General features: G+C 55.5%; 10 protein-coding genes. 7 read left to right on the forward strand and 3 right to left on the reverse strand.

Features of this window, described 5'->3' with window-relative positions:
* Positions 1 to 3: 3 nt before the first annotated feature.
* Both ygjK and OGV79_RS06855 read left to right on the forward strand, forming a co-directional pair.
* A complete protein-coding gene (ygjK, locus tag OGV79_RS06850; protein ID WP_286468187.1) occupies positions 4 to 2,355 on the forward strand; it encodes an alpha-glucosidase in 2,352 nt (783 codons plus the stop codon).
* 230 nt (positions 2,356 to 2,585) lie between these two features.
* Positions 2,586 to 4,604, forward strand: a complete 2,019-nt coding sequence (locus tag OGV79_RS06855) for an NADPH-dependent 2,4-dienoyl-CoA reductase (RefSeq protein WP_047461103.1) — start codon at positions 2,586 to 2,588, stop codon at positions 4,602 to 4,604.
* Between the two features lie 93 nt (positions 4,605 to 4,697).
* Here the strand turns inward: OGV79_RS06855 and rlmG are convergent, their stop codons facing one another.
* Positions 4,698 to 5,834 carry a 23S rRNA (guanine(1835)-N(2))-methyltransferase RlmG gene (rlmG, locus tag OGV79_RS06860; protein WP_286468188.1) on the reverse strand — a complete coding sequence of 379 codons (1,137 nt, stop codon included), beginning with the start codon at positions 5,832 to 5,834 and terminating at the stop codon, positions 4,698 to 4,700.
* An 86-nt stretch (positions 5,835 to 5,920) separates the two neighbouring features.
* On the opposite strand from rlmG, the gene OGV79_RS06865 reads away from it, so the two are divergent.
* The 4 genes from OGV79_RS06865 to sstT all read left to right on the forward strand — a co-directional run bounded on the left by OGV79_RS06865 (position 5,921) and on the right by sstT (position 10,273).
* Positions 5,921 to 6,424, forward strand: a complete 504-nt coding sequence (locus OGV79_RS06865) for a M48 metallopeptidase family protein (protein ID WP_012135226.1) — start codon at positions 5,921 to 5,923, stop codon at positions 6,422 to 6,424.
* Between the two features lie 69 nt (positions 6,425 to 6,493).
* Positions 6,494 to 7,480: a Gfo/Idh/MocA family protein gene (locus tag OGV79_RS06870; protein WP_012135227.1), complete on the forward strand. Its 987-nt coding sequence runs from the start codon at positions 6,494 to 6,496 to the stop codon at positions 7,478 to 7,480.
* 325 nt (positions 7,481 to 7,805) lie between these two features.
* Positions 7,806 to 8,774: a TerC family protein gene (locus OGV79_RS06875; RefSeq protein ID WP_012135228.1), complete on the forward strand. Its 969-nt coding sequence runs from the start codon at positions 7,806 to 7,808 to the stop codon at positions 8,772 to 8,774.
* Between the two features lie 254 nt (positions 8,775 to 9,028).
* Complete coding sequence (gene sstT / locus OGV79_RS06880) at positions 9,029 to 10,273, forward strand: serine/threonine transporter SstT (protein ID WP_012135229.1); 1,245 nt, start codon at positions 9,029 to 9,031, stop codon at positions 10,271 to 10,273.
* 270 nt (positions 10,274 to 10,543) lie between these two features.
* Here the strand turns inward: sstT and OGV79_RS06885 are convergent, their stop codons facing one another.
* Both OGV79_RS06885 and uxaC read right to left on the reverse strand, forming a co-directional pair.
* Positions 10,544 to 12,031 carry a UxaA family hydrolase gene (locus OGV79_RS06885; RefSeq protein WP_012135230.1) on the reverse strand — a complete coding sequence of 496 codons (1,488 nt, stop codon included), beginning with the start codon at positions 12,029 to 12,031 and terminating at the stop codon, positions 10,544 to 10,546.
* A gap of 14 nt (positions 12,032 to 12,045) precedes the next feature.
* Complete coding sequence (gene uxaC, locus OGV79_RS06890) at positions 12,046 to 13,458, reverse strand: glucuronate isomerase (protein ID WP_115625942.1); 1,413 nt, start codon at positions 13,456 to 13,458, stop codon at positions 12,046 to 12,048.
* Between the two features lie 472 nt (positions 13,459 to 13,930).
* Between uxaC and OGV79_RS06895 the strand changes: the two genes are divergently transcribed.
* Positions 13,931 to 15,232, forward strand: a complete 1,302-nt coding sequence (locus tag OGV79_RS06895) for an MFS transporter (protein WP_047463898.1) — start codon at positions 13,931 to 13,933, stop codon at positions 15,230 to 15,232.
* Positions 15,233 to 15,257: the final 25 nt, after the last annotated feature.

Below are 15,257 nucleotides of genomic sequence, written 5' to 3' on the forward strand. Positions count from 1 at the left end.
ACCATGAAAATCACGACGACCCTGACGCCGCTGACCTGCGCTTTACTGATAAGCCTCTCCGCACATGCCGCCACTGCGGACGATTATAAAAATGTCATTAACCGCACCGGCGCGCCGGGCTATATGCATGATTACGATTACGATGATCACCAGCGTTTTAATCCGTTTTTCGATCTCGGCGCGTGGCATGGATACCTGCTGCCAGACAGCAAGGCCACGATGGGCGGCTTTCCCGGCGTCGCACTGCTGACGGAAGAGTACATCAACTTTATGGCCACCCATTTTGACCGTCTGTCGGTGTATCAAAACGGCCAACAGGTTGACTTTGCGCTTGAGGCTTACAGCATTCCCGGCGCGCTGATCCAAAAATTATCCTCAAAGGACGTGCAGGTTGAGATGACGCTGCGCTTCGCCAGTTCGCGCACCGCCCTGCTGGAAACGAAAATCACCAGCAAGACGCCGCTGGATCTGGTGTGGGACGGCGAGTTACTGGAAAAACTGGAAGCGAAAGAGGGAAAAGCGCTCTCCGATAAAACCATTGATGGAGAATACCCGGACTATCAGCGAAAAATCATCGCCACCCGTGATGGTCTGAAAGTCACCTTCGGCAAAGTGCGTTCCACCTGGGATCTGCTCACTTCCGGCGAATCTGAATATCAGATACATAAGTCCCTGCCGACAGACACAAAGGTCAACGGCCACCGCTTTACCAGCAAGGCGCACATCAACGGTTCCACCACGTTTTATACTACCTGGTCGCATCTGCTCACCGCGCAGGAAGTGGATAACGAGCAGGCGCAGATCCGCGACATTCTGGCTCGCCCGGCTGACTATCTCAACGCATCACAAAAACGCTGGGAGGGCTATCTGCAAAAAGGCTTAACCAACCCGGACGCCACGCCAGAACAGACGCGGGTTGCGGTTAAAGCCATTGAAACGCTGAACGGCAACTGGCGCTCGCCAGGCGGCGCGATCAAACACCATACCGTGACGCCATCGGTCACTGGCCGCTGGTTTTCCGGTAATCAGACCTGGCCGTGGGACACCTGGAAGCAGGCCTTTGCGATGGCGCATTTCAACCCGGAAATCGCCAAAGAGAATATTCGCGCCGTCTTCTCCTGGCAGATTCAACCCGACGATCCGCTTCGCCCACAGGATGCAGGTTTCGTTCCCGATCTGATCGCCTGGAACCTCAGCCCGGAACGCGGCGGCGATGGCGGCAACTGGAACGAGCGCAACACCAAGCCAAGCCTTGCGGCATGGTCAGTGATGGAGGTCTACAACGTCACCAAAGACAAAGCCTGGCTTGAAGAGATGTACCCGAAACTGGTGGCATACCATGACTGGTGGCTGCGTAACCGCGATCACAACGGCAATGGCGTCCCGGAATATGGCGCAACCCGCGACAAAGCCCACAATACCGACACCGGCGAAATGCTGTTTACGGTAAAACAGGGCGACAAGGAAGAGACGTTATCCGGGCTGAGAAACTATGCCCGCATCATCAGCGAAGGCCAGTACGACAGCCTGGAAATTCCGGCGCAGGTCGCCGCCTCCTGGGAGTCCGGGCGTGATGACGCCGCAGTGTTCGGTTTTATTGATAAAGCGCAGCTGGATAAATATGTCGCAAACGGCGGCAAACGCAGCGACTGGACGGTGAAATTTGCGGAAAACCGTCGCCAGGACGGCACGCTGCTGGGCTATTCGCTGCGACAGGAGTCAGTCGATCAGGCGAGCTACATGTACAGCGACAACCACTATCTGGCGGAAATGGCGACCCTCCTCAATAAGCCGAACGAGGCGCAGCACTATCGCCAGTTGGCGCAAAAGCTCGCGGATTACATCAACACCTGCATGTTCGATCCGGCAACACACTTCTTCTATGACCTGCGGATTGAAGAAAAGCCGCTGGCAAACGGCTGTGCGGGGAAACCGATCGTTGAGCGTGGCAAGGGGCCGGAAGGCTGGTCGCCGTTGTTTAACGGCGCTGCGACGCAGGCTCACGCCGATGCGGTTGTGAAGGTGATGCTTGACCCGAAAGAGTTCAACACTTTCGTACCACTCGGCACCGCCGCGCTGACTAATCCGGCGTTCGGCGCGGATATTTACTGGCGCGGACGCGTGTGGGTGGATCAGTTCTGGTTCGGATTAAAAGGCATGGCGCGTTACGGCTATCGTGATGATGCGCTGAAGCTGGCGGATACTTTCTTCAGGCATGCGAAAGGGCTGACCGCCGACGGGCCGATTCAGGAAAACTACAACCCGTTGACCGGCGCACAGCAGGGCGCGCCGAACTTCTCCTGGAGCGCCGCGCACCTGTATATGCTGTATAACGACTTCTTCAGGAAACTGTAATCCGAAATGCAATGCCGGATGGCGCTACGCTTATCCGGCCTACAGGAATCCGATCCGTAGGCCGGATAAGACGCGCCAGCGTCGCCATCCGGCAAATTCGTTCTCTGGCCCCGCTCCTTTTTTGAATCCCATCACAATCATCGCATTCCCCTTTTCCCTTTTACGCCGCGACGGCTAAATTATTAACTCATCCGACCACATAACAATAATTTTACATACTGGACACACTTATGAGCTATCCGTCGCTTTTCGCCCCGCTCGATCTGGGTTTTACCCGGCTTAAAAACCGTGTGCTAATGGGTTCGATGCATACCGGGCTGGAGGAATACCCCGATGGCGCCGAACGGCTGGCGGCTTTCTACGCCGAACGTGCGCGGCATGGCGTCGCGCTGATCGTCACCGGGGGGATTGCCCCTGCACTGTCCGGGGTGGGAATGGAAGGCGGCGCTACATTAAATGATGCCAGTCAGCTGCCGCACCACCGCGTGATCACGGACGCCGTTCATGAGGAAGGCGGGAAAATTGCGTTGCAGATCCTGCATACCGGACGCTATAGCTATCAGCCGCATCTGGTCGCCCCTTCGGCGATCCAGGCGCCCATCAACCGTTTTACGCCGCACGAACTCACGCACGATGAAATCCTGCAACTGATTGACGATTTCGCCCACTGCGCCCAGCTGGCGCGGGAAGCGGGTTACGACGGCGTCGAGGTGATGGGTTCGGAAGGCTATCTGATCAACGAATTTCTTACCGTGCGCACGAACCAGCGTGACGATGAATGGGGCGGCGATTACGCCAGGCGTATGCGTTTCGCGGTGGAAGTGGTGCGGGCGGTACGCCAGCGCGTGGGCAGCGATTTTATCATTATCTACCGTCTGTCGATGCTCGACCTGGTGGAAAACGGCGGGACGTTCGACGAAACCGTACAGCTGGCGCAGGCCATTGAAGCGGCTGGCGCGACGATCATCAACACCGGTATTGGCTGGCACGAAGCGCGTATCCCGACGATCGCTACGCCGGTTCCGCGCGGCGCCTTTAGCTGGGTGACGCGCAAACTGAAAGGCCACGTCACCGTTCCGCTGGTCACGACCAACCGGATCAACGATCCGCAAGTAGCGGACGATATTCTGGCGCGCGGCGATGCGGATATGGTGTCGATGGCGCGCCCGTTCCTGGCGGATGCCGAGCTGCTGTCGAAAGCGCAATCAGGGCGGGCGGATGAGATCAACACCTGTATCGGCTGCAACCAGGCCTGTCTGGATCAGATCTTCGTGGGTAAAGTCACCTCTTGCCTGGTGAATCCACGCGCCTGCCACGAAACCAAAATGCCGATAGTTCCGGCTGAACATAAGAAAAGCCTGGCCGTCGTCGGCGCAGGCCCGGCGGGTCTCGCATTTGCCATTAACGCGGCGGCGCGCGGGCACGACGTTACGCTGTTTGATGCCCTGGCCGAGATCGGCGGGCAGTTCAACATCGCTAAACAGATCCCCGGCAAAGAAGAATTTTATGAAACGCTGCGCTATTACCGTCGGATGATCGAAGTGACCGGCGTGACGCTGAAGCTCAACCGGTTTGTCACCGCAGACGATCTGCAACCGTTTGATGAAGCGATCCTCGCTTGCGGGATCGAGCCGCGTAAACCGTCGATCGAGGGCATCGATCACCCGAAAGTGCTGACCTATCTTGAGGTGCTGCGCGATAAAACTCCCGTCGGGAAACGTGTCGCGATTATCGGCTGCGGCGGGATTGGTTTTGATACCGCGATGTACCTCAGCCAGCCAGGCGATCCCAGCAGCCAGAGCATTGCCGAGTTCTGCGTGGAATGGGGGATCGACACCAGCCTGCAACAGCCCGGCGGGTTACGCCCGGAAGGGCCGCATCTGTCTCGCAGCCCACGTCAGATTGTGATGCTACAGCGTAAAGCCAGTAAACCCGGTCAGGGGCTGGGGAAAACCACCGGCTGGATCCATCGCGCAACGCTGTTGTCCCGCGGCGTAAAAATGATCCCGGCGGTCAGTTATCAGAAGATCGACGATGACGGATTGCACGTATTGATCAACGGCGAACCGCAGCTTCTGAACGTCGATCATGTCGTGATCTGCGCGGGGCAGGAGCCACGGCGCGAACTGGCGGAGCCGCTGCGCGCGTCAGGGAAAACGGTACACCTGATTGGCGGATGCGACGTGGCGATGGAGCTGGATGCGCGGCGGGCAATTGCGCAGGGAACAAAATTAGCGCTGGCGATTTAAGGGCATTGCCTGATGGCGCTACGCTTATCCGGCCTACGGGGTAGCACGTTGTAGGCCGGATAAGGCGTGTTAGCCGCCATCCGGCACACGCTATTAGCGGCGGCGACCAGTTTTGACCGCTTTCAACACCACGAATTTGTTATTGGTGGCGATGGTGGTGCAGTTACCGAAAATCTTCTTCAGCTTGTGGAAATAATCCAGGTGACGGTTAGCCACAATGTACAGCTCGCCGTTGATCTTCAGGCAACGGCGCGCATGGTGGAACATCTCCCAGGCAACGTTATCCGTCAGCGCATGTTTCTGATGGAACGGCGGGTTGCACAGCACGGCGTTAAAGCGGAAAGGCTCCACGCCGGACAAAGCGTTGTTAATCATAAACTCGCAGCGATCCAACGCTTCCGGCATGTTGGTTTCCACATTCAAACGGCTGGACGCGACCGCCATCGGCGATTCATCGACAAACACGACGCTCGCCTGAGGGTTCTTCGCCAGCAGCGTCAGGCCAATCACGCCATTGCCGCAGCCGAGATCGACGATCTCCCCTTCCAGATTTTCCGGTAAATGCTGCATAAAGAAGCGCGCGCCGATATCCAGGCCGGTACGCGAGAAAACGTTCGCATGATTGTGGATAGTCCAGTCGGTGCCGTCCAGTTTCCAGCTCAGCGTCTGCGGCGCATCCGCCAGTTCAGGCTTACTGAAGGTACAGTTGATCAGGCGCGCCTTTTTCCAGGCCAGCGTCGTGGTCGTGGGGCCGAGCACTTTTTCGAACAGTTCCAGCGTGGAGGTATGAATGTCACGCGCCTTTGCTCCCGCAATAATACGGGTCTGCGGAGTCACGACCTGGCGCAACGCGCGCAATTGTTGCTCCAGCAGCGCCAGCGTTTTCGGCACCTTAATCAACACGACGCCCGGCGCCGGCGGGTACGCGGCGGTGCTGTCGAGAAACTTCACGCTGGATTCGGCGATATCGTTGTGGCGTAAATTTTCGCGCGTCGCCAGCTCGCTTAAATACGAGTCGCCGATGCTGTATGGTGTATGCTCAGCCAGCGCGCAGCTTAATGCGCCAAAGGCATCATTCAGGATCAGCAGCGAGCCGCTGATTTCCGTGTCGTCTAACTGTTGCAGCAGATATTCATCCGCCGCTTCCCACGCCTGAAGTGGGTTAACGTCATCCGTTTCCGGGAAACGTTTCAGTGTCAGTGAACGGAAACCGTTGTCTACGTGGCTCATCGGCCCTCCTGAATGGTAAAATTTCGCTGTTATCCCTGAAAGGGTGCGTGAGTATACTCTTTTTTTAGATTTAATTTGGGGCTTTGATGGGTCAACTTACTTATCTCCACGGCTACCCGGAGAATTTACTGTCTCAGGTACGCACGCTCATTGCTGAACAGCGTCTGGGCGCAGTGCTGGAAAAACGCTATCCGGGAACGCATGATTTTGCGACCGATAAAGCGCTCTGGCAGTATACCCAGGATCTGAAAAGCCAGTTTCTGCGTAACGCCCCGCCGATCAACAAAGTGATGTATGACAACAAGATCCATGTGCTGAAAAATGCGCTGGGGCTGCATACCGCCGTTTCGCGCGTACAGGGCGGCAAGCTGAAGGCGAAAGCCGAGATCCGCGTCGCTACCGTGTTTCGCAATGCGCCGGAACCTTTTCTGCGAATGATCGTGGTTCACGAACTGGCGCATCTGAAAGAGAAAGAGCACAACAAAGCGTTTTATCAACTGTGCTGCCATATGGAGCCGCAGTACCACCAGCTTGAGTTTGATACCCGCCTGTGGTTAACGCATCTTTCGTTAAAGCAATCTGAGCAGTAGCGCACTGGCTTTGTCATAAAGGCATGCTAAATTGACGAAAGAATCCCTTTATGGAGCCTGAAGGCGTTTATGATACGTTTCGCTGTTATTGGCACAAACTGGATCACCCGCCAGTTTGTCGATGCCGCCCATGAAACCGGCAAATATAAGTTAACCGCAGTCTATTCCCGTCGCCTCGAACAGGCGCAAACCTTCGCCAATGATTATCCCGTCGAGCATTTATTCACTTCGCTTGAAGCAATGGCGCAAAGCGACGCCATTGATGCGGTGTATATCGCCAGCCCGAACTCGCTGCATTTCCCCCAGACTCAGCTCTTTTTAAGCCACAAAAAGCATGTGATCTGCGAGAAGCCGCTGGCCTCGAATCTGGCCGAAGTCGACGCTGCCATCGCGTGCGCGCGTGAAAATCAGGTCGTCCTGTTCGAAGCCTTTAAAACCGCCAGCCTGCCTAATTTTCAGTTGCTACAGCAGTCGCTGCCGAAAGCAGGAAGAATGCGCAAAGCCCTTATCAACTACTGCCAGTATTCTTCGCGCTACCAGCGCTATCTGGACGGCGAAAACCCCAATACCTTTAATCCGGCCTTCTCGAATGGCTCCATTATGGATATCGGTTTTTACTGTCTGGCGTCAGCGGTTGCGCTCTGGGGAGAACCGCAAAACGTTCAGGCGTCCGCCAGTCTGCTGGAAAGCGGTGTCGATGCGCATGGCGTGGCGGTGCTGGATTACGGCGACTTCAGCGTCACCCTACAGCATTCCAAAGTGAGTGATTCCGTACTGCCCAGCGAAATCCAGGGCGAAGCCGGTTCTCTGGTCATCGAGAAAATTTCGGAATGTCAGAAAGTGTGCTTCATTCCACGCGGCGGAAAAACGCAGGATTTATCCGTTCCTCAGCATATCAATACGATGCTGTATGAGGCGGAACGCTTTGCACACCTGGTCGAGACCAACGAGGTGAACCATCCCGAGCTGACCGTCAGCCGTATCACGGCCAAACTGCTCACGGAGATTCGTCGGCAGACGGGTGTCGTCTTCCCCGCTGATGACGCCACAGCGTAAAACAATGTAAAACAGATGTAACAGGCCATTGACTGATCGTATGGCCTGTCATATTTTGTTACGTGCAAAGGGGAGTAACTTCATTGTCGGCCGATCGTCATTACGATGTGTGAAAAACCACATCCGGTCGCCGGGCAATAAGAAAGTGATGTGCCTTCATGTCTTTGATTGATGACGAAGCCGATTCGCCATCACCCGTGGAGTGAGTACATATCACTTTCTTGTTGTAAGTGAGACCTTGCCGGAAGGCGAGGTCTATGCATATAAAAAGCAGCGGCTGACGTCTTTCGACGTTGGCCGTTTTTTTTATGTGTAAGGAAATTCTATGAATACTGTCGGCACACCGTTGTTATGGGGCGGATTCGCTGTCGTTGTGGTGATTATGCTGGCTATCGACCTTCTGTTGCAGGGGCGTCGTGGCGTACATACGATGTCCATGAAGCAGGCGGCGGCCTGGTCTCTGGTCTGGGTGACGCTTTCACTGCTGTTCAACGCCGCCTTCTGGTGGTATCTGGCGGAGACCCAGGGCCGGGCGGTGGCCGATCCGCAGGCGCTGGCGTTTCTCACCGGTTATCTGATCGAAAAATCGCTGGCCGTTGATAACGTCTTTGTCTGGCTGATGCTGTTCAGCTACTTCTCTGTTCCGCCTGCCCTGCAACGCCGGGTTCTGGTGTATGGCGTACTTGGCGCCATTGTTCTGCGTACGATTATGATTTTCGCCGGTAGCTGGCTGATCGCCCAGTTCGACTGGATACTGTACCTGTTCGGCGCTTTCCTGCTGTTTACGGGCGTGAAGATGGCGCTGGTGAAAGAGGACGAATCCGGCATCGGCGACAAACCGCTGGTTCGCTGGCTGCGTAGCCACCTTCGCATGACCGATACCATCGAAAACGAGCATTTCTTTGTGCGTAAGAATGGCTTGCTGTTCGTGACGCCGCTGATGCTGGTTCTGATTCTGGTGGAACTGAGCGATGTGATTTTCGCCGTCGATAGCATTCCGGCCATCTTTGCCGTGACTACCGACCCGTTCATCGTCCTGACCTCCAACCTGTTTGCGATCCTGGGTCTGCGCGCCATGTACTTCCTGCTGGCAGGGGTAGCAGAGCGCTTCTCGATGCTCAAATATGGTCTGGCCGTCATTCTGGTCTTTATCGGTATTAAGATGCTGATCGTCGATTTCTACCACATTCCGATCGCCATCTCGCTGGGCGTGGTGTTCAGTATTCTGGTGATCACGCTGATTGTTAACGCGTGGGTAAATCGCCAGAACGATAAAAAGCAGCAGCTACAGTAAGACCCTGCCCGGCAGCGCTATGTCTGCCGGGCTTACAAAAACCACAGTCGTGGGTTGAGTACACGCAGCACTACCCGATAACATGTAAATACTTAGTTAAAAAATATGACGTAGTACGTAAATTCCAGCATTTTACGCTTTCCCAATCCCCATCTTTCCTTATACTCACTCAGGCAAACACTTTGTTACATCCTGAAAGATGCGCCAACAGAGCGTACAAAGGATGAACAACATCACACTGAAAGGATCATGAAATGACTACGCAACGTTCATCGGGGCTACTCCAGCGTTTGGTTCAAGGGAGCCTGGTTAAACAAATTTTAATTGGGCTTATACTGGGAATTTTACTGGCTTTAGTTTCAAAACCTGCCGCAGAGGCAACGGGTCTGCTGGGCACCCTGTTCGTTGGTGCGCTGAAAGCTGTCGCGCCGGTTCTGGTACTGACGCTGGTGATGGCGTCTATCGCCAATCATCAACACGGTCAGAAAACCAATATTCGCCCGATTTTGTGGATGTATCTGCTCGGCACATTTTCAGCCGCGCTGACGGCGGTTGTGGTGAGCTTCCTCTTTCCGTCCACGCTGCAACTGACGACTGGCGCCACGGATATCACGCCGCCGAGCGGCATTGTCCAGGTTATACACGGGCTGCTGATGAGCATCGTTGCGAACCCGATCCATGCGCTGATCAACGCCAACTACATCGGTATTCTGGTGTGGGCTATCGGCCTGGGCTTTGCGCTGCGCCACAGTAATCAAACCACCAAAAATCTGGTGAACGATCTGTCCGACGCCGTCACCTTTATTGTGAAACTGGTGATTCGTTTCGCGCCGATCGGTATCTTTGGCCTGGTCGCCTCAACGCTCGCCACTACGGGCTTCTCAGCGCTGTGGGGCTATGCGCAACTGTTACTGGTGCTGATTGGCTGTATGGCGATTGTGGCGCTGGTCATCAACCCGCTGCTGGTCTTTTTACAGATCCGCCGCAACCCGTATCCGCTGGTTCTCACCTGCCTGCGTGAAAGCGGCGTGACCGCCTTCTTTACCCGTAGCTCCGCTGCAAATATTCCGGTGAATATGTCGCTGTGCGAAAAACTGAATCTGGACAGAGATACCTATTCTGTTTCCATCCCACTGGGAGCAACCGTCAATATGGCCGGTGCGGCAATCACAATTACCGTGCTGACGCTGGCGGCGGTGTATACGCTGGGTATTCCGGTTGATCTGCCGACGGCGCTGCTGCTGAGCGTGGTGGCATCGCTGTGCGCATGCGGCGCTTCCGGCGTGGCGGGCGGTTCACTGCTGCTGATCCCGCTGGCGTGCAACATGTTCGGTATTCCGAACGAAATCGCCATGCAGGTGGTTGCGGTTGGCTTCATTATCGGCGTGTTGCAGGACTCCTGCGAGACCGCAATCAACTCCTCTACCGACGTTATGTTTACCGCCGCAGTATGTCAGGCGGAAGACGCGCGTTTAGCGAAAAGCGCGCTGCGTAGCTAAATAACCACAAGCCTGATGGCGCTATGCGTATCAGGCCTACAACGACTCCCACTCGTAGGCCGGATAAGACGTTTACGTCGCCATCCGGCATTTTTCATTGCCTGATGGCGCTGCGCTTATCAGGCCTACAACAGCCCCACACATAGGCCGGATAAGACGTTTACGTCGCCATCCGGCATTTTTCGTTGCCTGATGGCGCTACGCTTATCAGGCCTACAACGCCCCACACGTAGGCCGGATAAGACGTTTACGTCGCCATCCGGCATTTTTTTACAGCGTTACGCCGCTTTTGAAAATCGCCAGCTCGCGGAAATCATTGCGTTCATTGCAGGTCTGCTTGCCGTTGGCAAACGCCACAATCGTATCCACAAATTCATTCAACAACTGCGGCATCGCCTTACCGTGAATCAACTGCCCGGCGTCAAAATCGATCCAGTGCTTCTTCTTCGCCGCCAGTTCGCTGTTGGTGGCGATCTTCACCGTCGGGACAAACCCGCCATATGGCGTACCGCGGCCGGTACTGAACAGCACCATGTGGCAACCCGCGCCCGCCAGCGCGCTGGTGGCGACCGCATCGTTGCCTGGCGCGCTTAACAGATTCAGACCGCGCGTTTTCAGGCGCTCACCGTAGCGCAGCACATCCACAACCTGGCTGGAACCCGCCTTCTGCGTGCACCCCAGAGACTTGTCTTCCAGCGTCGTAATCCCGCCCGCCTTGTTACCCGGCGACGGATTCTCATAAATCGGCTGGTCGTGAGCGATAAAGTATTGCTTGAAGTCATTGACCATTGTCACCAGTTTTTCAAACGTCTCTTCATCGCGGCAATGGCTCATCAACAGCTGTTCTGCACCGAACATTTCCGGCACTTCCGTCAGCACCGTCGTCCCGCCGTTGGCGATAACATAGTCGGAGAAGCGACCCAGCATCGGGTTCGCGGTAATACCGGACAGCCCATCTGAACCGCCGCATTCCAGACCAAACTTAAGTTCGCTCAGTTTGCCCGGCACGCGTTTGTCATGGCGCATCACGTTATACAGCTGATGCAGATGCTCAACGCCCGCCTCCACTTCATCGTCCTGCTGTTGGCAGGTCATGAAATGAACGCGTTCAGGGTCGAACTCGCCCAGCGTCTCGCGAAAGGCATCCACCTGATTGTTTTCGCAACCCAGTCCAATCACCAGCACCGCCCCCGCATTCGGGTGACGCACCATGTTTTGCAGCATGGTGCGGGTGTTGATGTGATCGTCGCCAAGTTGAGAACAGCCGTAGGTGTGGCTGAAGAGGAAAACGCCGTCAGTTCCTTCGGCATCAAAAGTCTCTTTCAGGAAACGGTTCTGGATCTGCCGCGCAATGCCGTTGACACAGCCGACGGTCGGCAGAATCCACAGCTCATTGCGCACGCCGACATCTCCGTTGGCACGGCGGTAAATCTGTACATCGCGATCCGCCGGTTGTACTTCAGGGGCCTGAAAATCGGGTTGATAGCTGTACTCATCCAAATCGCTGAGGTTAGTCCGGGTATTGTGGGCATGAATATGCTCACCCGCCGCGACGTCCACCAACGTATGGCCGATAGGCAGACCATATTTGATGACGTTCTCCCCCTGCGCAATATCGCGTAAGGCAAACTTATGACCGCGTACGACATCCTGGCGTAGCGTCACGGTATGGTTATCGACGCTGACCTCAGCGCCCTGCGTTAAATCGGCCAACGCTACCGCAACGTTATCCAGCGTATGGATCCTGATGTATTGCATATCAACCCCAGACCTTAGTTCAGTTCAATGGCGAAATAGTCGCGCGCATTGTTGAAGCAGATGTTTCGTACCATTTCACCCAGCAACTGGATATCCGCCGGTGCTTCGCCCGCATTAACCCAGCGGCCTATCATCTGGCACAGGATGCGACGGAAATATTCATGGCGGGTATAAGACAGGAAGCTGCGGCTGTCGGTCAGCATACCGACGAAGCGGCTCAGCAGGCCAAGCTGCGCCAGTTGCGTCATCTGACGCTCCATCCCGTCTTTCTGATCGTTGAACCACCAGCCGGAACCAAACTGCATCTTGCCCGGCATCCCTTCGCCCTGGAAGTTGCCGATCATGGTGCCCAGCACTTCGTTATCACGCGGGTTCAGACAGTACAGGATAGTTTTCGGCAGCAGATTTTCTTCATTCTGCTTGCTCAGCAATTTTGACAGCTCTTCCGCCAGCGGACGATCGTTGATGGAATCGAAGCCGACATCCGGCCCCAGCAGTTTGAACTGGCGCTGATTGTTATTACGCAGCGCGCCGATGTGGTACTGCTGTACCCAACCGCGACGCGCATATTCCGCGCCCAGCCACACCAGTACGGCCGTTTTGAACTGCGCGACCTCATGCTCGCTCAGGGTCTCGCCCGCCAGACGGCGCGCCAGAATGCTGTCCAGTTCAGCGTCGCTGGCTTCAGCAAACATAACGACGTCAAGCGCGTGGTCAGAAACCTTACAGCCGTGGGCGGCAAAGTGATCCAGACGCTGAGTCAGCGCGGCTTGCAGATCGGTGAAGCGGCGAATATCGGTATCCGATACTTCGCCCAGCTTCGTCATGTAATCGCCAAAGGTTGCCTGCTCAATGTTGAACGCTTTATCAGGACGCCAGCTCGGCAGCACTTTAACGGTGAACGTGCTGTCTTTCGCGACCGTGGCGTGGTGCTCCAGCGAATCGACAGGATCGTCGGTAGTGCCGACCATTTTTACATTCATCTGCTGCATGATTCCCCGCGCGGAGAATGCATCCTGCGCCAGCAATTCATTGCAACGATCCCAGATCTCATCTGCCGTCGCAGGCGACAGCAGCTTACCTGTAATACCAAATGGGCGACGCAGTTCAAGGTGCGTCCAGTGATATAACGGGTTGCCGATCGTGTGCGGCACCGTGGCGGCCCAGGCGTCGAACTTCTCACGATCGGACGCATCGCCCGTACACAGACGCTCAGCAACGCCATTGGTGCGCATCGCCCGCCATTTATAGTGGTCGCCTTTCAGCCAGATATCATACAGGTTGTTAAAACGGTAGTTTTCCGCGATCTGCTGCGGCGGCAGGTGGCAATGATAGTCGAAGATGGGCTGATCTTTTGCGTAATCATGGTACAGACGGCGGGCAAACTCGGTATCCAGCAGAAAATCTTCAGTCATAAACGGGGTCATTATCGTCTTCCTCTCAACGAGTGCGTCAGATTGCTTATGTTTTGATGCTGTCAAAGTTATCACACCAATTTCCAGACCCTGAAGATATTTTCGTGAGTTGGATCAATAAAAACCAACAAATAAATTACCCCTAAAAGAGTAAACAGCGCTCCAGGCCGCGCCATTGCTGGTATTTCTAAATCGAAATAATGACCACACTAAGAATCCTGCATTTGTGATGTCACTCACCTTTTGAAGTTGTATGACAAGTTATCTTTCTGGCCGTCGCGATACATAAGCCGACGGAATGCAAAGTTATCGATGGTTAAGACATCGAATTGACCGGTACGGAAACCGAATTAGCACGATGACTCATGGCAACGTTCGGGGCGTACCGGCTTTTTTTCGGTTATCCCGTCGTCAATAACTTCCCCGCTCAGCGCAGGAAGATAACCGCGATTGTTGCGGAAATAACAAAACGATGAGGTTTTACATGCGTAAAATTAAAGGGTTACGTTGGTATATGATTGCACTGGTGACATTAGGCACCGTGCTGGGCTATCTGACGCGTAACACTGTGGCGGCGGCTGCGCCAACGCTGATGGAAGAGTTACACATCTCCACACAACAGTATTCCTATATCATCGCAGCCTATTCTGCTGCTTACACTGTCATGCAACCCGTAGCCGGTTACGTACTGGATGTTCTCGGTACGAAGGTGGGTTACGCCATGTTCGCCGTTCTGTGGGCCGTATTCTGCGGCGCAACCGCACTGGCTGGAAGCTGGGGCGGCCTGGCGCTGGCGCGCGGCGCGGTCGGCGCTGCTGAAGCCGCGATGATCCCGGCTGGCCTGAAAGCCAGCTCTGAATGGTTCCCGGCAAAAGAACGCTCCATTGCGGTCGGCTACTTCAACGTCGGCTCTTCCATCGGCGCGATGATTGCGCCTCCGCTGGTCGTCTGGGCTATCGTGATGCACAGCTGGCAGATGGCGTTTATTATTTCCGGCGTGCTGAGCTTCATCTGGGCAATGGCCTGGCTGGTGTTCTATAAACACCCGCGCGATCAGAAAAAGCTGACGGATGCAGAACGCGACTACATCATTGGCGGTCAGGAAGCGCAGCACAAAGACAATACTGCGAAGAAAATGTCTCTCGCGCAGATCCTGCGTAACCGCCAGTTCTGGGGTATCGCCCTGCCACGTTTCCTGGCGGAACCGGCATGGGGAACCTTCAACGCCTGGATCCCGCTGTTCATGTTTAAAGTGTACGGCTTTAACCTGAAAGAGATCGCCATGTTCGCCTGGATGCCCATGCTGTTTGCCGACTTAGGCTGCATCATCGGCGGTTATCTGCCACCGCTGTTCCAGCGCTGGTTCGGTGTAAACCTGATCGTCTCCCGTAAAATGGTCGTTACCCTGGGCGCGCTGCTGATGATTGGCCCAGGCATGATCGGCCTGTTCACCAGCCCGTATATCGCCATCATGCTGCTTTGCATCGGCGGTTTCGCTCACCAGGCGCTGTCCGGCGCGCTGATTACGCTCTCTTCTGACGTCTTTGGCCGTAATGAAGTGGCTACCGCGAATGGCCTGACCGGGATGTCCGCCTGGCTGGCGAGCACATTGTTTGCTCTGGTGGTCGGCGCGCTGGCTGACACCATCGGCTTCAGCCCGCTGTTCGCGGTACTGGCGGTGTTCGACCTGCTCGGCGCGCTGGTTATCTGGACGGTGCTGCAAAACAAACCGGCCAGCGAGGCGGGGCCAGGGTCGCAGGTCAATCACCCCGCAACGCAAAGTTGACCTGACCTGCGCCATCATCCAACAA

It is taken from the genome of Citrobacter sp. CK185 (genome assembly GCF_030333565.1).
GTDB lineage: Bacteria > Pseudomonadota > Gammaproteobacteria > Enterobacterales > Enterobacteriaceae > Citrobacter_B > Citrobacter_B koseri.

What these genes read in the sequence shown, in the direction of transcription:
- rlmG (WP_286468188.1), bottom strand. Translation starts at nt 5,834, where the DNA reads ATGAGCCACGTAGACAACGGTTTCCGTTCACTGACACTGAAACGTTTC.
- OGV79_RS06885 (WP_012135230.1), bottom strand. Translation starts at nt 12,031, where the DNA reads ATGCAATACATCAGGATCCATACGCTGGATAACGTTGCGGTAGCGTTG.
- OGV79_RS06875 (WP_012135228.1), top strand. Translation starts at nt 7,806, where the DNA reads ATGAATACTGTCGGCACACCGTTGTTATGGGGCGGATTCGCTGTCGTT.
- ygjK (WP_286468187.1), top strand. Translation starts at nt 4, where the DNA reads ATGAAAATCACGACGACCCTGACGCCGCTGACCTGCGCTTTACTGATA.
- OGV79_RS06865 (WP_012135226.1), top strand. Translation starts at nt 5,921, where the DNA reads ATGGGTCAACTTACTTATCTCCACGGCTACCCGGAGAATTTACTGTCT.
- uxaC (WP_115625942.1), bottom strand. Translation starts at nt 13,458, where the DNA reads ATGACCCCGTTTATGACTGAAGATTTTCTGCTGGATACCGAGTTTGCC.
- OGV79_RS06895 (WP_047463898.1), top strand. Translation starts at nt 13,931, where the DNA reads ATGCGTAAAATTAAAGGGTTACGTTGGTATATGATTGCACTGGTGACA.
- OGV79_RS06870 (WP_012135227.1), top strand. Translation starts at nt 6,494, where the DNA reads ATGATACGTTTCGCTGTTATTGGCACAAACTGGATCACCCGCCAGTTT.
- sstT (WP_012135229.1), top strand. Translation starts at nt 9,029, where the DNA reads ATGACTACGCAACGTTCATCGGGGCTACTCCAGCGTTTGGTTCAAGGG.
- OGV79_RS06855 (WP_047461103.1), top strand. Translation starts at nt 2,586, where the DNA reads ATGAGCTATCCGTCGCTTTTCGCCCCGCTCGATCTGGGTTTTACCCGG.